The sequence below is a fragment of the Brevundimonas staleyi genome, assembly GCF_041893865.1.
Classification (GTDB): Bacteria; Pseudomonadota; Alphaproteobacteria; order Caulobacterales; family Caulobacteraceae; genus Brevundimonas; species Brevundimonas staleyi.
Genome location: NZ_CP169082.1, coordinates 1,632,017 through 1,650,366, shown reverse-complemented (window position 1 = coordinate 1,650,366; position 18,350 = coordinate 1,632,017). Strand labels below are relative to the sequence as shown.

Genomic DNA, 18,350 nt, shown 5'->3' with positions numbered 1-18,350 from the left:
CGTTGTCGCACCGCGAACGGCGCTCGTTGCTGGCAAGGTGACACCACGAGGGCGCGGACGTCAGGGCGACTTTGGTCGAAGGACGCCGGACGGCGCGGCTGGACGTGCGTAGAGCATCAGGGCGCTGGCTGTGATCGAGAACAACACCGCGACCACGGCGATGGATATCGGCAGGGCCGCCGGGTCGGCGAAGACGTAGTCGGTCAGGGCGGCGACGCTGAGCGGGCCCACGAACATGCCCACCACGCCGATCACCAGATAATAGACGGCCGCCGCGCGGGCGCGCACGGCGCCGCCGACCCCGTCCTGCACCGCCGCGACCAGGATGCCGCCGGGCGCCAGGAACAGCACGAAGGCCGGGGCGAACAGGGCGACGGATAGGGCTCCCGTCGGGGCCATCATGGCCAGGGCGACCAGCGGCCCCACCAGCGCCATGGCTCCGCCTCCGACCCAGAAGGGCGCGCCCGTGACGCCCCGGCGCTTCAGCACGTCCGACAGCCAGCCGCCGCCGACCGCCCCGATGGGCCCGAAGATCAGCAGCACCAGGCCGTAGCTCGACCCGATCTGCAACGGCGTCCACTGATGCGCGCGGATGAAGGCGGCGGGAACCCAGGACAGGACCGCGTAGGTCAGGCAGGTCAGGACGGTCGCCGCGCCCAGAACGCCGACGAAATAGCGGGGATTGCGGCGCATCGCTCCGATCAGCGTGTCCGGCGCCGCCTCGTCCGCGCCGCCCGTCGGGATCGCGTGCCGACGCTCAGGCTCCCGCACCGTCATCATCAGAAGGGCGCAGACCAGACCGCTCAAGCCCACGATGATGAAGACCGCCTGCCAGACCGCGATCTCGCCGAGCAAGGGCAGCGACAGACGCGGGGCGCCGGACACCGCCGCGATGACCACCCCGCCCAGCACCAGGGCCGCGCCCGATCCCCCGGCGGCGGCCGACGCATAGAGGCCGAGCGGCAGGCTGCGTCGCTCGGGCGGGAAGTTGTCGGCGATGATGGAGACGGCGGCCGGGGAGAAGCTGGCCTCCCCCGCCCCCACGCCCATGCGCGCCACGAAAAGCTGCCAGAAGTTCTGGGCCGCGCCGCACGCCGCCGTGGCCAGGCACCAGACGGTGACCCCGACGATGATGACCTTCTTGCGCGACACCTTGTCGGCCAGCCAGCCCAGCGGCAGGCCCATGATGCTGTAGAAAAGGCCGAAGGCGACGCCCTGCAACAGCGACAACTGGGTGTCGTTGAGCCCCAGGTCCGCCTTGATCGGCTCGGTCAGCAGGCTGACGATGGTCCGGTCGATGAAGGAGACGATGTAGGTCAGGGTCAGGACGACCACCGCCCACCAGGCGACGCGTCCCGAGGGCCAGGGCTTCTCGACCGCCTCGGTCATGCCGACGCCCTTCCGGCCTGCAGCAGGGCCTCGCGCCGCGCGCCCACGTCCTCGGCCCGGATGGTGTTCAGCTCGGCGCAGCGCTGTTCCTCCAGCGCCAGCGCCTCGGCCAGGTCGAGCTTCATGCCGTCGTCGATCAGGCGGCGGGTCTGGATGGCGACCTCGCGCGGCTGGTCAGCGATGGCGCGGGCGATCTCCAGCGCCGTGTCGAGCAAGGCCTCCTGAGGCACGACCCGGTTGACCAGCCCCCAGGCCAGGGCCTGGTCCGCCGGGATCGGACTGGACGTCAGGGACATCTCCTTGGCGCGCGAGACGCCGATCAGCCGGGGCAGTTTCTGGCTCAGCCCCCAGCCCGGATAGATGCCCAGCCGGACGTGGGTGTCGGCGAAGCGCGCCGTCTCCCCCGCGATCAGGATGTCGCACGCCAGCGCCAGTTCCAGCCCGCCGGTGATGCAGGGGCCGTTGATCGCGGCCACGACGGGCTTGGCGTTCCGCTCGATGGCCTCGGACGGATTGCCCGCCCCGTGCAGGGATTCGTGCGGATCGGTCGCCACCGATCCGGCCGCCCACTCCTTCAGATCCATGCCGGCGCAGAAGGCCCGCCCCGCCCCGGTCAGGACGACCGCGCCGATCTCGGGGTCCCGGTCGATCTCGTCAAAGACGGCGCACAGACCCTCGCGCAGCGCGCGGGACATGGCGTTCAGCGCCTCCGGTCGATTGAGGGTGACCAGGGCGACGCCGCCGTGGCGGGTCATCGTGACGGGCGTGCTCATACCGGATCGTTCCCTCTTCCCGGAGAGAACTCTGGCGTCATTGGTATGTTAATGCAAGTCCGATGACCAGGTCAGTCGGCGGGCGTCCTCTCGAACTCCACGTCCCTCGGTCCGACCGGCTCTCGGCAATGGGAACAGACCACGGCGGGCGTCAGGGGATGACCGTCCGGCGCGTGCAACAGGACCTCGGGCGGCCCCTCCGGCGACGGGTAATGGGCGTCGCCCCAGACCATCAGCATGACCAGGATCGGATAGAACTCCGCCCCCTTTTCGGTCAGGTGATATTCGACGCGGTTGTAGGCGACGTCATAGGTCTGGGCCCGCACCATGCCGATCGACTGGAGCCAATTCAGTCGTTCCGACAGGATGTTGGTGGCCATTCCTGCGTCCAGCCTGATGTCCTCGAAGCGGTGATAGCCCGAGAAGATGGCCCGCAGGATCAGGGTCGCCCAGCGGTCGCCGTTGATCAGGATGGACTCGGTCAGGAAGCTGGGTCCCGCCCCCTCCAGGTCGATGACGTTCCGCTGCTGGCGCCGCCGGCTGTAGGTCGCCGACATCCATCCGGCGCCGGGGCCGGCCGAGGGGGTGACGTCCTCGAACCGGATCTGATGATCGCAGGTCGTGCAGACCGTCAGCGGCACGAAGGCGTGGCCGCATCCTCGGTGGCGCAACCGTATGTTTCCCAGATGCTCCTGCGTGAGCCAGCGTCGCTCCCACGTCACGCCCGTCAGCGCCATCCAGTAGAGGTCCAGACCCTTTGGCGTCAGGCGATAGGCCATGCGACTTTCGGAATCGCCATACGGCTCCAGCCGGAACACCCCGTGCGCCACCAGTCGTTTCAGCCGGTCGCTGAGCTGGGCCTGAAGCAGCTGGGTGCGGCTGCGGAAATCGCCGAACCGGCGCGCTCCGATCCAGGCGGCGTGCAGGATCAACAGGGTCGGCGCATCGCCCACGACCTCCAGCGCCCGCGCGATGGAGCAGGTGCGCGTCAGCTTCAGGTCCTTGTGGACCGGTGGGGCGGCGTCGCGCGGCGCCGGGGCTGAGGAACGGGTGGCGGATCTGGCCATGAACGTCACGAGCTGCGCCGGGCGAACCGCGGCGTCGGTCCCTACTCCATCCGCTGTCGGACGGCCTCGCGCAACTCCCTCTTGAGCACCTTGCCCACCGGGTTGCGCGGCAGGGCGTCGAAAAGCTCCAGCCGTTCGGGCTGTTTGTAGACGGCGATCCGCCATTCGTCGCGGAGGAAGGCGACCAGTCCAGCCAGGGTCGGCGCGGCCCCCGGCGCGGGCACGACGCAGGCGCAGACCCGCTCGCCCAGAGCCTCGTCCGGCGCGCCGACCACCGCCGCCTCCAGCACGGTCGGATGGGCAGTCAGATAGCCTTCGATCTCCTCGCAGGAGATGTTCATGCCGCCGCGCAGAACGATGTCCTTCAGCCGACCGACGAAGCGGTAGTACTGGCCCCGGTCGCCCGCGATCTCGAACAGGTCGCCGGTCCGATACCAGCCCTCGTCGTCGAAGGCGGCGGCGGTCAGTTCGGGCGCATTCCAGTATTCGGTGAAGACGGTCGGCCCCTTGACCCTGAGCTCCCCGGTCACGCCGGGCTCGTCGATCTCGCGGCCGGTGTCGGGATCGATCAGCCGGTTCCGGATGCGGTCGCCCATCAGATGGGTCCAGCGGAAGCGCGGGTCGCCGAAGCGGGGGAAGAAGACGCCTCTCTCCGCCGGGTCCGGCACGTCGCGCCGCGTCGCCACCAGACCCGCGCCCTCGTTCGAACCATAGGTGTTGATCAGTTCGACGCCGTAGCGATCCAGCCAGGTCGAAACGAGCCATTCGGACAGGGGCGCAGAGCCCGAGCCGATGCGCGACAGCCGCCCGAAGTCGATCCCCTCCAGCCGCTCCGGCTGCTCCAGCAGACGAGTCAGGATGGCCGGCGCCGTGGTGGTGTAGTCGATCCGCTCTTCGCGCAGTTGCTTCAGGAACAGATCGAGGTCGAACGGGTGGTGCAGCACCATGGCCCCGCCCAACTCCAGCCAGACGGTGATGCCGCTGCCCACCCCGCTGATGTTCACCAGTGGAAAGGGTGTCAGGAGACGCGCTCCGGGCTGCAGTTCCGCCGCCGAGGTCAGGAAGGTCGCCACCCCGCGCCATTCGTTGTGGCTGCGCGGCACGCCTTTGGGATCGGCCTCCGTGCCCGAGGTCCAGCAGATGGTGGTGACGTCGTCCGCCGTGACACGGGCCGCCCCTGCCGCCCGCTTCGCCTCGACCAGATCGTCCGCCGTCACCGCGTCCGAGGCGGCCGTCAGGTCCACCGCCCCCTCGCCCGCGCCGAAGCTCAGGATGTGGACGACGCTCGAACACTGAGGCCGCGCCGAGCGCATCAAGGCCAGATGATCGCGGCCGCCGATGGTTGGGACCGTCACCAGGGCCTTCGCGCCCGTGCGGTTGGCGCAGAAGGCGATCTCCTTCTCCCGGTGCTGCACCGGCAGGGGCGTGACGATGATCCCGAGCCGCCACGCGGCCAGATAGAGGATCGGGTACTCCACCACATTGGGCAGCTGGGTCAGGATCACATCGTCCTTGCCCAGCCCCAGCCCGTTCAGCGTCGCCGCCGTCCGGTCGACCGCCAGACCGACCTCAACCCAGGTCAGGCGACGCGGCTCCCCGCCGACCAGCGCCGACCGGTCCTGCGGATCGACCAGGGCCTCGACCTCCGGCGCCTCCCGAACATGGCGGTCCAGCAGGTCGGTGAGGCGCAGGTCATGCCACCACCCCTCCGCCCGGTACGCGGCCGCCAGCCGACGATCGACGACGATCATGGGCGTACGCTCACAGACGTCCCGCGGCGATGCTCTCCTCGGCCATCGCCCGCGCGCGCTTCGAGATCGGCAGGGCTGTCAGCCCGAACAGATGCCCGTCGTCCGAAACCGACATGCCGTGCTCCGCTCGGTAACCGACGCCATAGTTTACAGCGGCGTAGCGATAGAGATTGAACAGGATCATGAAGTCCAGGTTCGGGATTTCCATGATGCCCGCATCCTCGCAATACCAGGCGATCAGGGTGTCCAGATCGGGGATGCCGCTGGCCTCGAAGTCGGTGTCGCCCAGATAGCCTTGCGGATTGTCCGGCATGAAGTAAGGCACCGTCAGGATGGCCGCGTCGGCATAGACATCGCCCAGGGTGGACATTTCCCAGTCCAGAAGGGCGATCACGCGCGGTTCGGTCGGGTGCAGGACCACATTGCCCATCCTCACGTCGCCGTGGACCAGTCCGGTCTTCGCCTGCGGCGGCACGCGCTTGGTCAGTTCGGCATGCAGCCAGTCCAGATTCGGCATACCCTCGGGGCAATAGCCGGCGAAGGCCTTGCCGTGCAGATGCAGTTGCCGGGCCGCATAGGTGTCGTGCTTGCCGAAATCCGACAGGCCCGCCGCCGCCCAGTCCACGGCGTGTAGCCGGGCGTAAGCCTGGACATAGCTCCGATAGATGGCCGTCCGCTCCTCGGGGGAATATCCCGGCAGGCGACAGTCGTCCTCGATCCGTCCCTCGATGAACTCCATCAGATAGAACTCGCCGCCCAGGACGCTCTCGTCGGTGCAGTAGTGATAGACCTCCGGCACCGGAACGTCGGTGGGACCCAGGGCCGCCAGGACCTTGTATTCCCTCGCGATGTTGTGCGCCCATAGAGGCGCGCCCACCGGCCGCATCCGCAGGACCACCGGGCCACGATCGGTGTCGACGCGATAGGTCGGGTTGGACTGGCCGCCCTTCATCTGGAAGACATCGGTCACGCCCGACCACTCCGGCGCGGCGGTCTTCAGATAGGCGGCCAGGGCGCCGGCGTCGATCTGCAGGTTCGCCATCTCAGGCCGCCTTCTTCACGCGGGCCCGGCGCATCACGCCGGTGTCGAACTGCTCGTTCCACTGGGTGATCTTGTCGTCGACCACCTCCACGATGGCCAGGCAGTTCAGCACCACCCGCTGCCCCTCCCAGCCGTTCGACTGGCCCGTCATCTCGATGGTGTAGGCGATGGCGGTCTTGGTCCCGTTCGTAACCGCGTCGGTCATGCGGTAATCCAGATCGGTCCAGTTGCCGTCGATCTCGGCGACATGTTTCCGGATGCCCTCGATGGTCTCGGTCTGGCCGTAGGGGTCCTGGGTGTGGAAGCGGTCGGCGAAGACCCCGACATAGGCCTCCTCGTCCAGCACCTTCCAGGCGTCCAGGAAACGGATGATGGTCGGATGAATGACGTCCATGGCGGCTTGGTCCCGGCTTGAGGTTCAGAAACGCTTGGTCAGTTCGACGCCCCAGGTCCTGGGCTCGCCCAGGATCGAGACATTGTCGCCGAAGTAATAGGTGGCGTTCACGCGATAGAGTTCGTCGGTCAGATTGCGCCCCCACACCGACACCGTCGCATCCCCCATCGGCAGGTCGTAGGAGACGCGGCCGTTCAGGAGGCCGTAGGAGTCTTCGCGGCTGGTGCTGGCCGGCTGCCACGACATGTCGCTCTGCCAGGTGTATTCGATCCGCGCCGACAGGGCGTCCGACTGGGAACCCAGGTCCCAGGTTCCCTCGGCCCCGACGCTGAACTTCTCGTGCGGAGTGCGCTGCAGTTCCCGACCCGAATAGTTCACGCCGGTGCTGTCGATGAAGTCGACATACTCCGTCTCCAGCACCGACCCGTTGGCCCACAGCCTCAGCCAGTCGGTCGGCAGATAGAGGGCCTCCACCTCTATCCCCTTGATGGTGGCGTCAGAGGCGTTGTCGGTCACGTTACACAGGCAGGCCGCGATCTGCTGGGCCACCTGCAGATTCTTGTAGTCCATGTAGAACAGGGCGGCGTTGAACCGCGCACGGCGATCCAGGAAGTCGATCTTAGCCCCGACCTCGTAGTTGACAACCGTCTCGGGATCATAGGCGAACCGCGCCCCCGCCGGGTTCGCTGGCGTGTCCTCGAACCCGCCGCCCTTGTAGCCCTTGGCGATGGTCGCATAGATCAGGATGTCGTCGCTGGGCGTGTATTCCAACGTCGCCTGGGGCGTGACCTCGGACCAGCTTGCTCCATAGTCGGCCGTGTATCCCCCGCCCGGCCGGATGGAGCTGTCCAACGGCGAGATTCCGACCAGATCGTTGGGGCGGAACCGGTCGCCGCCGTTGATCAGGAAGGCGGTGATCACACCGCCCTTCTCATCGTGGCTATAACGCACCCCGGCCGTCAGTTTCAGATGATCGGTGAACCGGTATCCCACCTGGCCGAAGACGGCGTAGGACTGGGTGTAGCCGTCGTTGTCGAACGTCTGTTCGCCCGACAGGGTCGGCAGGGCCTGGGCCGTCTCGGACTGCCAGTGGTCCAGCTTCCACACGTCGTCGCGATAGAAGTATCCGCCCAGGATCCAGTCGAGCCGGCTGTCGGGCCCATAGTCCGAGACCAGACGGAGCTCCTGCGAGACCTGTTTCAGGTCCTCGTTCTCCTGGATCGGAAAGGAGAAGGCCAGGGGCACGACCACCCCGACCGGACTGTTCGGCCCGGCGCCGGACTGGTGATAGACCTGCTCGCCCTCGCCCGCGCGATAGCCCGTCACGCTGACCAGTTGCAGGGTGTCGGTGATCTGGAAGTCGAGCTTCAGCGCCGCACCGAACGCCTCGCGCAGCACCCTCTGTTCGTTCGGACGGCTCGCGCCCAGGAAGGTCAGGTGCTCGGGAATGCCCTCGCGCACATCCAGCCCGCCTCGGAAGGCTGCGAAGGCGGCGCGCGTAGCGCTCCACGGGCCCGTCCCCGCCACCGTCGGCTCGTCGATGGCCACGCGGTGCTGACCGTTGGAGCGGTCATCGGTGTAGTCCAGCGCCAGTCGCGCCGTGAACCGCTCGCCGCCGTCATACTTCAGCTGCGCCCGCACCTGGGTCGAGGTCAGGTCGTCGAGATCGCGGTTGTTGAGAACATCGCGATTGTAGCCGGAATGGTCGCGGTACTGGAAGGCGATCCGCCCGGCCAGTCGCTCGCTCAGCGCCCCGTTCACATGACCGGCCAGAAGGACGGAATCGTAGTTGCCGTAGCCGGCCTTGATCATCGCGTCCGGCGACCAGGTCGGCTCATTGGGATAGACGCTCAAGGCGCCGCCGACGACGTTCCGGCCCAGCAGCACGCCCTGCGGTCCGCGGATCACCTCGATCCGGCCGATGTCGAAGAAGTCGGTGTTGATCAGGCCCGACCGCCCCACGAAGACGTCGTCCAGGAACACGCCGATCGACTGGTCCGAGGTCGGTGCATCCAGTCGCGTGTTCGACACGCCCCGGATGTTCAACTCCTGATCCAGGACGCCCTGGTTGGTCAGGGAGAAGGACGGCACCGATCCGGACAGGGCCTGGAAGTTCAGGATGCCGGCGCGTTCCAGCGTGTCTCCGCTGACGGCGCTCAGGGAGACCGCCGTGTCTTGGGCGGCGACCTCGCGTCTCTGGGCGGTGACGATGATGTCGTCCACCGCCGTGGATTGCGCCCCGGCCGTCTGGGCCGAAGCTAGGTTTGGAAGCATCAGGATGGCGAGCGCGCTCACGCCCGCCATGGTCACGGCCTTTCGCATACGTCCCTCCCCAGGGAATAGCTGGCTGAGCCAGTCACGCTGGTCTGCCGCCAGCCTGCGAACGCTATGCGGGCCACTTTGGTATGTCAATGCAAGTTCATTTTGCATGATGCAAACAGGAACGGAGCCACCTTCTCTTTCACCCTGATAAAGCCAATAGGCCTCTCAATCCGTCGCACCGCATCAACCCCGCCGCTTAGTCAGGCTTGCATATCGCTACGATATCCACTGCCACCTCTCATTGGCGTCGAGCGGATCGTTGCTCACTACAGAAAGTTATGCAACCATTTGCATGGGAGGACGAACCAATGAGCTATGACGCCATCATTATCGGCGCGGGTATCGGGGGCCTCAGCGCCGCCGCGCTTTTGGCCCACGCGGGCAAGCAGGTGCTGCTGCTGGAACGCGCGGACGAGGTCGGCGGACGGACCCGGTCAAAGACGATAGAGGGCTTCCGCATCCCCCTCGGCGCCACCGCCATTCAGCTCGACGGCATCATCCCCGAGATCTGCCGCACGGTCGGGGCCGAGATGAATGTCGTGGAGGTCTCACGGACCTATTTCTGGGTCGACGGCAAGATCCACGAACTCCCCGCCAAGGGCAGTCTGGCCAAGATGCTGGAGCTCTTCGCCCAGGCCGGCGGCAAGGACCAGACCAAGGTCATGAGCCGGATGGCGCTGGAAATGGCGGGCGCCAAGGCGATGCAGGCCCTGGCCGGCGACACCCAACGCGACAGCTGGGACGATTCCGTCTCCTTCCGCGACTGGCTGCTGCGCCACACCAACAATCCCGCGATCCTGGAGCTGTTCCACGCCATCACCTCCTCCATGTCGGGGGTGAACGACTTCGAATATCCGGTGAAGCACTGGTTCGCCTGGGCCTCATCCAAGGCCATGGCCGGGCGTTTCGACAAATACGGCATGGGACCGGAAGGCTTCGCCGCGATCAGCCGCAGTCTGGGCGACGCCTTCATGCGGCTCGGCGGCGAACTGGTGCTGAACGCCGACGTCCAGTTGATCGAGGTCGAGAACGGCCGCGCCGTCGGCGTCGTCTATGCGGTCGATGGCCAGACCCATAACGCCCGCGCCGACTGGGTCGTCAGCAACGCCGGCCCCAAGGAAACCCTGGCCCTGACCGGCGAGCAGCAGATGGAGCCGGCCTATGTCGAGCGACTCCAGACCCGCGTTCGCTCCGCCCCCATCGTCGTCACCGCCGTCGCCACCCCGTTCGAGCCGATGGACACGTCCGGCATGGTGGTGGCCGCCGGTCTGAACCGCGTGGTCAGCTTCGGCTGGCTGACGAAGATCGCGCCCAACCTGGCCCCGCCCGGCTGGCATCTGACGACCTTCTACGGCACCCCGGGCAGTTGTATCGGCCCCATGGACATCGAGGAGGAGACCCGGCTGAACGTCGAGGACGCCAGCACGGTCATCCCCGATCTGGAAGCGCGCGGCGGCCGCATCCTGGACGTCCACTGCCGCAACCCCGACGATCCGTTCGCCCTCTACAAGAGCTGGCCCGGCTACGACATGCCGGTCGAGACCCCAATCCCGAACCTGTTCAACGTCGGCGACGGGGTGAAGCCGCTGGGCTTCATCGGCACCCCGGCCGCCGCCCTCAGCGCCAAGATGGTCGTGGAGCAGATCCTGTGACCGACGCCCCGACCGGCCCCGACCGCGACGCCTGGCTGGACATCCCCGCCCTCAACGCCTTCCTCGCCCGCTCCACCGACCGCATGGGTCCGGCGATCTCCGCCGCCCTGCTGAAGGGCGGCAACTCCAACCCGACCTTCAAGGTCGAGGCCGACACCGGGACCTATGTCCTTCGCAAACGCCCGGCGCGCGCGGGCGTCTACGGCCATTCGGTCGAACGCGAGTTTCGCGTCATGTCCGCCCTGGCCGACAGCGGCGTGCCCGTCCCGCGCACCATCGTCTCCTGCGAGGACGAGAGCGTTCTGGGCGGCCGCTTCTACCTGATGGATTTCGTCCAGGGCCGGGTCAGCGACGACTGCACCCTGCCCGGCTTCGCCCCCGAGGAGCGGCGCGAAATCTATCGCGACTTCGTCTCGGCCATCGCCCATCTCCACTCCGTCGATCCCCGCGCGGTCGGGCTGGAGGACTACGGCAAGTGGGACAGCGGCTATCTCCAGCGCCAGATGTTGCGCCTGGGCCAGGCCTTCGCCCAGGAGGAGCCCGAGGATCTGGACGACATGTTCTGGCTGATCGAACACCTGCCACCCATGCTGCCGGCCCAGGTCGAGACGCGCATCGTCCATGGCGACGTCCGCATCGGCAACACCATCATCCACGCGACCGAGCCCCGCATCGCCGGCCTGATCGACTGGGAGCTGTCGACGCTCGGCGATCCCACCGTGGACGCCGCCCTCCTGCCCATGCCGCACAATGTCTGGCCCACCCCGATCAACTCCTTCGCCGGCCTCGACCTCGAGGCCTGGGGCATTCCCGACGAGGAGACGATGGTCGGATGGTACGTCCGGGCCGCCTCTCGCCCGATGGACCACTATCCTGTACTGGCCTGCTTCAATGTCTTCCGCTCCGCCGCGATCTATCACGGGGTCCAGTATCGGGCGCGCCACGGCACGCGGGTGTCCGATCAGGCCGAAGGTTTCGGCGCCGCCGTCCGCCCCCTGGCGGCCCGCGCCCGACGTATGGCGGAGGCGCTTCGCTCCTGACCGTCGGACCGCGTCGTGAGCACGCTGCGTCAGACCCTGGCGGTCGTCGGCGACGTCCCGAGCCTTATGCTGATGGAGGCGGCCTGGACCGGCATGCGGACCGAGGACGATTTCCAGTCCGCCACCCGCCTGCCCCTGACCACGGTCCGCAGCCGGCTGGACGCCCTCACCGCAGCAGGCCTCCTGACGGGCGACGGCGACGGCCGATGGCGCGTGACGCCCGCAGGCATGGACTTTTATTCCGTCGCCGTCGTCATGCTCGGCTGGGAGACCCGCTGGAACGAACAGTCGCCCGCCGCCCGCGTGAAACTCCGGCACCAACCCTGCAACCGCATCCTGACGCCCCGGCTCGTGGGCCCGGAAGCCCCGACCTCGGCGGACGATGAAGCCCCCGCCCCCTTCCCGCGTCGCCGCCTGTCCAGGGACAGCGTCGACGTCCCGCGCGGCGACGCCATCGTTCACGGCTCCGTCCGCGTCCTCGGCGACCGCTGGGCCGGACTGATCCTCTGGGCGCTCCGGCATGAGGACCAGCGCTTCGGCGAACTGAAGCGCCGCCTGACCATCGCCAGCAACATCCTGACGGAGCGCCTGCAATGGCTCACCGGCGCGGACATCCTGACCCGCGCCCACGCCTCCTCCCACGCCCCCTACATCCTGACGGCCAAGGGGCGCGGCTTTCTCGACATTCTCGACATGGTCGAAAGCTGGGGCGCGGCCTGGCTGGAAGACGGCGTCGCGCGCCACCGTCCGCATAAATCCCGCCGCCAGGTCCTCTGCGCCCACTGCGGCCTGAAGGTCGCCGCTCAGGACGTCAGTCTCGAAATTCCGCCACGACGGCTGGCGTTGGGCTGATCGGCGTCAGCGCCGCTCCTCGACCGAGGCTTCCGTCCCAGGCGGAACAGCCTTCTCCTCCGGCTCCGACGGCTCGGTCCGATCCCGGAACAGGGCGGCGCGCGCCAGGAGGATCAGGGTCACCGGCGTTGTGACGGTCAGGAACACCGCGATCAGAGCCTCTCGCGGCAGCCACCGCCCCTGCGATCCGCCGAAGTAAAGCCAGGACGCCGTCAGGATCAGCGCCATGCCCAATGTGGCGCCCAGGGTCGGGGCATGGACCCGGTCGTAGAAGGAGGTCAGCCGCACCAGCCCGAACGCGCCCAGCAGCGACAGCGCCGCGCCCGACACCGCCAGGATCGCCACCGTGATGGCCAGCCAGTCCGGCAGGGTCGTCCCGGTCATTCGATCACCTCGCCGCGCATCAGGAATTTGGCCAGGGCGACGGTCGCCGCGAAGCCCAGCATGCCGATCACCAGGGCCGCCTCGAAGTACAGATCGCTGCCGGTCCGCACGCCGAACACCACCGCCATCAGCATCCCGTTCAGATACAGGGTGTCCATGCCCAGGATGCGATCCTGTGCCCGCGGCCCGCGAATGATGCGGAAGGTCGCGCAGACCATGGCCAGTCCCAGCAGGATCAGGGCGGCGGTCAGCCCCAGATCGAGGACCCGCGCGCTCATTCGAAGATCTCCATCAGCGGGCGCTCATACCTCTGCTTGACGGTCTCGATCCAGGTCGCCTCGTCCACCAGATCCAGAACGTGCATCAGCAGCCGCCCCCGCGCGCGATCGTACTCGACCCACAGCGTTCCCGGCGTGCTGGTGATGATGATGGCGAGCACCGCCAGGCCATAGCGATCCCGGAGGTCGAGCGGGATATGGATGAAGCCGGACACGCGGTCGGCGCGACGCCCGGCCAGGACCTGACCGACCGCGATGTTCGAGCGGACGACGTCGATCGCCACCCGGCCCGCCAGCTTCAGGATCGCGCCGGGCGCCCGCACGCGCACGGGATCGATCCGCAGGGCGCGCATGACCTGGGGCGCGGCCAGAGCCATGACCAGACCCAGGGCGAGCGATGGCGCGCCCAGACTTCCGCTCAGCAGCACCGAGGCCGCGAACAGGCCCAGCGACAACAGGGGGTGCGGCAGGATCCGTCTCATCGGCCCGCTCCCGTCAGAACCGCGCCGACATAGTCGGCCGGGGTCGTCAGCCAGGATGCGGTATGATCGGCATAGGCCAGCACCGGCTCGGCGAAGATCGACATCAGAAGGCAGGCGCCCAGAAGGCCGCTGATGCCGATCGCCTCCCATGCCCCGACCACCAGCGGCGGCGCGCTCTCGTCCCGCACCCAGACGGCGGCGACGCCCAGCCGGGTCAGGCTGATGACGGCGGCCAGGCTCGACAGGGCCAGCATGGCCGTGATGGTCCAGCCGAGCGCGTCGGCCGAGGCGACCAGGGCGACGATCATCCCGGCCTTGCCGATGAAGCCGGCCAAGGGCGGCAGGCCGGCGATCATCAGGGCGCACAGGATCACCGCTCCGCCCAGGGCGGCGACGGCGGCCGGGATGATGATGCCGGGCTCGTTCCGCTCCGTGTCGTCGAACGGATCGCGATACTCGTCGTCGAACACCGCCTTGTGCGCGTCCCCGCCCGCGTCACGCCCGCGTTCCAGCACCTCGGCGACGAGGAACAGGGCAGCGCACCCCAGGGTCGATCCGACGAGGTAGTAGAGCGAGGCGCCGAGCGAGCCCGTCCCGCCGTGGCCGATCATGGCCAGAAGGGTCCCGGACGAGATCATCACCGCGAAGGCGGCGGCGCGGACGAGGTCCTTCGCCGCCAGTATGCCCAGCACGCCGAACAGCATGGTCGCCAGCCCCATGACCGCTAGCCCCTCCAGCCCGAAGCCCGCAGAGGCGCCGGCCATCGGCGAGAAGACCAGTCCGGTCAGCCTCAGGATCACATAGACCCCGACCTTGGACAGGATGGCCAGGACCGCCGCCGCCGGGGCGCTGGCGGCCGAATAGGTCGAAGGCAGCCAGAAGCCCATGGGCCAGGCCGCCGACTTGATCAGGAAGGCGACGCCCAGCACCGCGACCGCGACATGGAACAGGCCGCGATCCTGCCCCGGGATGTCCGCCACCCGCGCGGCCAGGTCCGCCATGTTCAGCGTCCCGGTCAGGCCGTAGATCAGCGCCACCCCGATCAGGAACAGCAGGGACGCCGTCAGATTGACCGCGATATAGCCCAGCCCCGCCTTGATCCGCTTCTCGCCCGATCCATGCAGCACCATCCCGTAGGAGGCCGCCAGCATGATCTCGAAGAAGACGAACAGGTTGAACAGGTCGCCGGTCAGCAGCGCCCCGTTCACCCCCATCACGAGCAACAGGAACAGGGCGTGGAACCTCGGCCCCGCCCGGTCCCAGCGCGCCAGAGAGAAGATCAGGGCGCACAGCCCCAGCACCGCCGTCAGCGCCAGCATCAGGGTCGACAGCCGGTCCGCGACCAGAACGATTCCATACGGCGCCGCCCAGTCGCCCAGCGCATAGACGCGCGCGACATCCCCACCGTCCGCCGCCCCCGTCGCGCTTTCGTGGATCAGGATGCCGGCCATGACGAGGATGGCCGTCATGGTGATCAGGCTCAGCGCGCCCTTGAGGATGCGCCGCCGCTCGTCGATCAGCAGCATCCCCGCCGCCACCGCCAGAGGCAGGACGATGGGACCGATGATCAAATGCTCCATCCAGCCGCTCATGCCTTCGGCTCCTCGCCGTCGACATGGTCGCTGCCGGTCGCCCCGCGCGCGGCCAGGACCACCACCAGGAACAGGGCGGTCAGGGCGAAGCTGATGACGATGGCCGTCAGGACCAAGGCCTGGGGCGTCGGGTCGTCATAGGGAGCCAGCGTCTCCATCCCCGACTGCGTCACGGGCGCCGCCGCGATCCGCAGCCGCCCCATGGCGAAGATGAAGATGTTGACCGCATAGGACAGCAGGCACAGTCCCATGATGACCTGGAAGGTCCGGGGACGCAGCAGCAGCCAGGTTCCGGACGCGGCCAGAACCCCGATGGCGAGGGCCAGGACGATCTCGATCATCGGCCGTCTCCCTTGTCGGTGGTCTCGGTCTGGCGGGGCTTCCGCAACGACTGGTGTGCCAGGGCGACCAGCATCATCACCGTCGCCCCCAGCACCAGGATGACCACGCCCAGATCGAACACCAGGGCGCTGGCGATCGGCACGCGTCCCAGAAGCGGCAGTTCGGCGTACTGGAAGTACGAGGTCAGGAACGGCCTGCCGAACATCCAGGCGGCCACGCCCGCCAGGGTTGCGATCAGCAGGCCCGAGCCGATCCAAAGGGCGGGCCGGATCTCCAGCCGGTCCTCCACCCACCGCGCGCCCGACGCCATGTATTGCAGCACGAAGGCCACCGACAGGGCGATGCCCGCCGCGAAGCCCCCGCCCGGCAGGTCGTGCCCGCGCAGGAACAGATGGACGGCGAACAGGATGACGAAGGGGAACATCCAGCGCATCACCACCTGCGGCACCAGCATGGTCTCCTTCAGGGTGTCGCCCTCGGCCCGGTCCTCCCGCTTGCGGTCGGCGGCGGCCTGTCGGCGCTTCTGCGACGGATCCGGCAGGCTGTCGTCGTGGGGCCTGAACCGTCGCAACAGGATGAAGACCGTCAGGCCCACGATGCCCAGGACGGTGATCTCGCCGAAGGTGTCGAAGGCGCGGAAGTCGACCAGGATCACATTGACCAGGTTGCGTCCGCCGGCCAGTGCATAGGCCTGTTCCGCATAGTAGCGAGACACCCCGTCCATCAGGGCCGGCCGGGTCATGATCGCATAGGCGGCGGCGGCCAGTCCCGTTCCGACGATCGCCGCCAGAACCAGATCGAACCGACGGCGAAGGCGCGATCGCCTCTGCAGCCGCTCGGGGACCTTGATGGTCTCCAGCCGCTTGGGCAGCCAGCGCAGACCCAGCAGCAGCAGCACCGTCGTCACGATCTCGACCAGCAGCTGGGTGATGGCCAGGTCCGGCGCCGACAGCCACAGGAAGGACAGGCAACTGGCCAGCCCCGCCCCGCCCATCAGGACGACGGCGGCCAGCCGGTGATACTTCGCTTGCCAGGCGGCGGCGATGGCGCAGGCCCCGCCCACCAGCCACAGCAGGACGAAGGCCAGTTCGGACGCCGATCCCGTCGGCGTCGGCATCTCCGCCACGAACACCCCGCCCGACCAGATCGCCGCCGCCGCAACCGCCGCCACCGCCGTCAGGATGATGGCGCGCAACTGCTGCTGCACCCCGCCGGCGCCTAGCCATTTCGTCCCCGCCTCGGCGAGGCGATAGACGCCGGTCATGGTCTTCTCGAACAGATAGCCGCCGTTCAGCCAGCGCACCGCCAGCGGCCCGCCGCCTGCGCCCGCATGAATGCGACGCCCGAACAGCACATAGAGGGTCACGCCGCTGGCCAGGGCCAGAACGCTGAGCAACAGCGGCAGGTTGAACCCGTGCCAGATCTTCAGGCTGTAGTAAGGCAGGTCTAGGCCGAGCACCGACACAGCCGCGCTGCGCAGGAACGGGCCTACCGTGAGGGCCGGCGCGATGCCGACCACCAGGCACAGCACGACCAGGATCTCGACCGGCCGCCGCATCCAGCCCGGTGGTTCATGCGGGACGCGATCCAGTAGGGTCGGCGCCGGACCGAAGAAGGTCGCGTGAATGAATCGCAGTGAATACAGGACGCTGAAGGCGCTGGCCAAGGTCGCCACGATCGGCAGTCCGGCCGCCAGCGGATGCAATCCCGCCTCGGCCACGGTCTCAGCCAGGAACATCTCCTTGGACAGGAAGCCGTTCAACAGAGGCACGCCCGCCATGGCCGCCGCCGCCACCATGGCCAGGGTCGCGGTGATCGGCATGAAGCGGAACAGGCCGCTCAGCTTCCGCATGTCGCGTGACCCGGCCTCGTGGTCGATGATCCCGGCGGCCATGAACAGCGACGCCTTGAAGGTCGCGTGGTTCACCACATGGAAGATGGCGGCGATGGCCCCGAGTTCCGTGCCCAGACCCAGCAGCAGCACGATCAGGCCCAGATGGCTGATGGTCGAATAGGCCAGCAGACCCTTCAGATCGTGCTGGAAGATGGCCGTCCACGCCCCGACCACCAGGGTGATGAGCCCCGCGCCCCCGACCACGACCAGCCACATCTGGGTCTCGGCGAAGACCGGCCAGAACCGGATCAGAAGGAAGATGCCCGCCTTCACCAGGGTCGCGGAATGCAGATAGGCGCTGACCGGCGTCGGCGCGGCCATCGCGCGCGGCAGCCAGAAGTGGAACGGGAACTGCGCGCTCTTGGTCAGGGCGCCGATCAGGATGAATCCCAGCGCCCACAGGTGTCGCGGATCGGCCAGGATAGCGTCGCGGGCCGCCAGCACGACATCGAGGTCATAGCTGCCCGCGATCTGACCCAGCAGAATCATGCCGACCAGCAGGGCCAGCCCGCCCGTCGCCGTGATCGTCAGCGCCATCCGCGCGCCCTCGCGCGCCAGCGGGTTCTGGTTCCAGTAGCCGATCAACAGGAAGGAGAAGAGGCTGGTCAGCTCCCAGAAGACGACGATCTGGATCAGGTTGCCGGACAGCACCAGCCCCTGCATCGCCCCCATGAAGGCCAGCAGGAAGGAGAAGAACCGGGGCACCGGATCCTTCGGCGACATGTAGTAGCGGGCGTAGAGGACCACGAGCGCGCCGATGCCCAGCACCAGGGCGCTGAACAGCCACGACAGGCCGTCCAGCCTGAGCACCAGGTTCAGCCCCAGCGACGGAACCCAGGGGATGTCGAGCCTGAGGATCTCCCCGTCCTGGAATCGCGGCCACAGCACGATCAGACAGACCACGCTGGCCAGGGCGACGATCCACGACAGCACCGCCGCGCTCGTCCTGGCGTGTCGCGGAAGCCCTGCGGCCACGACCGCGCCGACGAAGGGCAAGGCGACGAGAAGGATGAGAAGCAGGCTGATGGTCATGCGTCGTCTTGTCGGGCCTCTGCGCGCGCGTTCGGGAAAACGGCAACGTTACAGCACGGGAATG

16 protein-coding genes are annotated in these 18,350 nt (G+C 68.0%); 3 read left to right on the top strand and 13 right to left on the bottom strand.

Going from position 1 to position 18,350, the window contains the following annotated elements; genetic code table 11:
* Nucleotides 1-60: 60 nt before the first annotated feature.
* The 7 genes from ACETK8_RS08140 to ACETK8_RS08110 all read right to left on the bottom strand — a co-directional run bounded on the left by ACETK8_RS08140 (nt 61) and on the right by ACETK8_RS08110 (nt 8,738).
* A complete protein-coding gene (locus ACETK8_RS08140; protein WP_374039008.1) occupies nt 61-1,389 on the bottom strand; it encodes a spinster family MFS transporter in 1,329 nt (442 codons plus the stop codon).
* Nucleotides 1,386-2,162, bottom strand: coding sequence for an enoyl-CoA hydratase (locus ACETK8_RS08135; RefSeq protein ID WP_374039007.1), 777 nt, complete (start codon nt 2,160-2,162; stop codon nt 1,386-1,388). Before ACETK8_RS08135 ends, ACETK8_RS08140 begins: the two co-directional genes overlap by 4 nt.
* Nucleotides 2,163-2,233: 71 nt before the next feature.
* A complete protein-coding gene (locus tag ACETK8_RS08130) occupies nt 2,234-3,229 on the bottom strand; it encodes a winged helix-turn-helix transcriptional regulator (protein ID WP_374039006.1) in 996 nt (331 codons plus the stop codon).
* A 41-nt stretch (nt 3,230-3,270) separates the two neighbouring features.
* Complete coding sequence (locus ACETK8_RS08125; RefSeq protein WP_374039005.1) at nt 3,271-4,980, bottom strand: class I adenylate-forming enzyme family protein; 1,710 nt, start codon at nt 4,978-4,980, stop codon at nt 3,271-3,273.
* Nucleotides 4,981-4,990: 10 nt separating this feature from the next.
* Nucleotides 4,991-6,022, bottom strand: coding sequence for a phosphotransferase family protein (locus tag ACETK8_RS08120; RefSeq protein ID WP_374039004.1), 1,032 nt, complete (start codon nt 6,020-6,022; stop codon nt 4,991-4,993).
* A gap of 1 nt (nt 6,023) precedes the next feature.
* A complete protein-coding gene (locus ACETK8_RS08115; protein WP_374039003.1) occupies nt 6,024-6,416 on the bottom strand; it encodes a nuclear transport factor 2 family protein in 393 nt (130 codons plus the stop codon).
* Nucleotides 6,417-6,440: 24 nt separating this feature from the next.
* Nucleotides 6,441-8,738 (bottom strand): TonB-dependent receptor, encoded by a 2,298-nt coding sequence (locus ACETK8_RS08110; protein WP_374039002.1) that lies wholly within the window; start codon nt 8,736-8,738, stop codon nt 6,441-6,443.
* Nucleotides 8,739-9,046: 308 nt separating this feature from the next.
* Here ACETK8_RS08110 and ACETK8_RS08105 point away from each other — a divergent pair, with 308 nt between their 5' ends.
* From ACETK8_RS08105 to ACETK8_RS08095, 3 genes are read left to right on the top strand one after another with little or no spacing between them, the layout of a single operon-like run.
* A complete protein-coding gene (locus tag ACETK8_RS08105) occupies nt 9,047-10,390 on the top strand; it encodes a phytoene desaturase family protein (RefSeq protein ID WP_374039001.1) in 1,344 nt (447 codons plus the stop codon).
* Nucleotides 10,387-11,430, top strand: a complete 1,044-nt coding sequence (locus tag ACETK8_RS08100) for a phosphotransferase family protein (protein WP_374039000.1) — start codon at nt 10,387-10,389, stop codon at nt 11,428-11,430. The genes ACETK8_RS08105 and ACETK8_RS08100 overlap by 4 nt, the downstream gene beginning before the upstream one ends.
* Before the next feature lie 15 nt (nt 11,431-11,445).
* Nucleotides 11,446-12,282 carry a winged helix-turn-helix transcriptional regulator gene (locus ACETK8_RS08095; RefSeq protein ID WP_374038999.1) on the top strand — a complete coding sequence of 279 codons (837 nt, stop codon included), beginning with the start codon at nt 11,446-11,448 and terminating at the stop codon, nt 12,280-12,282.
* A 6-nt stretch (nt 12,283-12,288) separates the two neighbouring features.
* Here ACETK8_RS08095 and mnhG read toward each other — a convergent pair whose 3' ends face one another.
* The 6 genes from mnhG to ACETK8_RS08065 are packed head-to-tail and all read right to left on the bottom strand — an operon-like array spanning nt 12,289 to nt 18,286.
* A complete protein-coding gene (gene mnhG / locus ACETK8_RS08090; protein ID WP_374038998.1) occupies nt 12,289-12,666 on the bottom strand; it encodes a monovalent cation/H(+) antiporter subunit G in 378 nt (125 codons plus the stop codon).
* Nucleotides 12,663-12,944 carry a K+/H+ antiporter subunit F gene (locus ACETK8_RS08085; RefSeq protein ID WP_374038997.1) on the bottom strand — a complete coding sequence of 94 codons (282 nt, stop codon included), beginning with the start codon at nt 12,942-12,944 and terminating at the stop codon, nt 12,663-12,665. The genes mnhG and ACETK8_RS08085 overlap by 4 nt, the downstream gene beginning before the upstream one ends.
* Nucleotides 12,941-13,426, bottom strand: a complete 486-nt coding sequence (locus ACETK8_RS08080; protein WP_374038996.1) for a Na+/H+ antiporter subunit E — start codon at nt 13,424-13,426, stop codon at nt 12,941-12,943. Before ACETK8_RS08080 ends, ACETK8_RS08085 begins: the two co-directional genes overlap by 4 nt.
* Nucleotides 13,423-15,018 carry a monovalent cation/H+ antiporter subunit D gene (locus ACETK8_RS08075; protein WP_374038995.1) on the bottom strand — a complete coding sequence of 532 codons (1,596 nt, stop codon included), beginning with the start codon at nt 15,016-15,018 and terminating at the stop codon, nt 13,423-13,425. The genes ACETK8_RS08080 and ACETK8_RS08075 overlap by 4 nt, the downstream gene beginning before the upstream one ends.
* Nucleotides 15,015-15,356, bottom strand: coding sequence for a Na+/H+ antiporter subunit C (locus ACETK8_RS08070; protein ID WP_374039368.1), 342 nt, complete (start codon nt 15,354-15,356; stop codon nt 15,015-15,017). Before ACETK8_RS08070 ends, ACETK8_RS08075 begins: the two co-directional genes overlap by 4 nt.
* Nucleotides 15,356-18,286, bottom strand: a complete 2,931-nt coding sequence (locus ACETK8_RS08065) for a monovalent cation/H+ antiporter subunit A (RefSeq protein ID WP_374038994.1) — start codon at nt 18,284-18,286, stop codon at nt 15,356-15,358. Before ACETK8_RS08065 ends, ACETK8_RS08070 begins: the two co-directional genes overlap by 1 nt.
* Nucleotides 18,287-18,350: the final 64 nt, after the last annotated feature.

Bases quoted from the DNA above. Each gene is read 5' to 3' on its own strand.
- ACETK8_RS08115 (WP_374039003.1), bottom strand. From the start codon at position 6,416: ATGGACGTCATTCATCCGACCATCATCCGTTTCCTGGACGCCTGGAAG.
- mnhG (WP_374038998.1), bottom strand. From the start codon at position 12,666: ATGACCGGGACGACCCTGCCGGACTGGCTGGCCATCACGGTGGCGATC.
- ACETK8_RS08075 (WP_374038995.1), bottom strand. From the start codon at position 15,018: ATGAGCGGCTGGATGGAGCATTTGATCATCGGTCCCATCGTCCTGCCT.
- ACETK8_RS08135 (WP_374039007.1), bottom strand. From the start codon at position 2,162: ATGAGCACGCCCGTCACGATGACCCGCCACGGCGGCGTCGCCCTGGTC.
- ACETK8_RS08080 (WP_374038996.1), bottom strand. From the start codon at position 13,426: ATGAGACGGATCCTGCCGCACCCCCTGTTGTCGCTGGGCCTGTTCGCG.
- ACETK8_RS08110 (WP_374039002.1), bottom strand. From the start codon at position 8,738: ATGCGAAAGGCCGTGACCATGGCGGGCGTGAGCGCGCTCGCCATCCTG.
- ACETK8_RS08125 (WP_374039005.1), bottom strand. From the start codon at position 4,980: ATGATCGTCGTCGATCGTCGGCTGGCGGCCGCGTACCGGGCGGAGGGG.
- ACETK8_RS08140 (WP_374039008.1), bottom strand. From the start codon at position 1,389: ATGACCGAGGCGGTCGAGAAGCCCTGGCCCTCGGGACGCGTCGCCTGG.
- ACETK8_RS08120 (WP_374039004.1), bottom strand. From the start codon at position 6,022: ATGGCGAACCTGCAGATCGACGCCGGCGCCCTGGCCGCCTATCTGAAG.
- ACETK8_RS08085 (WP_374038997.1), bottom strand. From the start codon at position 12,944: ATGAGCGCGCGGGTCCTCGATCTGGGGCTGACCGCCGCCCTGATCCTG.
- ACETK8_RS08105 (WP_374039001.1), top strand. From the start codon at position 9,047: ATGAGCTATGACGCCATCATTATCGGCGCGGGTATCGGGGGCCTCAGC.
- ACETK8_RS08130 (WP_374039006.1), bottom strand. From the start codon at position 3,229: ATGGCCAGATCCGCCACCCGTTCCTCAGCCCCGGCGCCGCGCGACGCC.
- ACETK8_RS08065 (WP_374038994.1), bottom strand. From the start codon at position 18,286: ATGACCATCAGCCTGCTTCTCATCCTTCTCGTCGCCTTGCCCTTCGTC.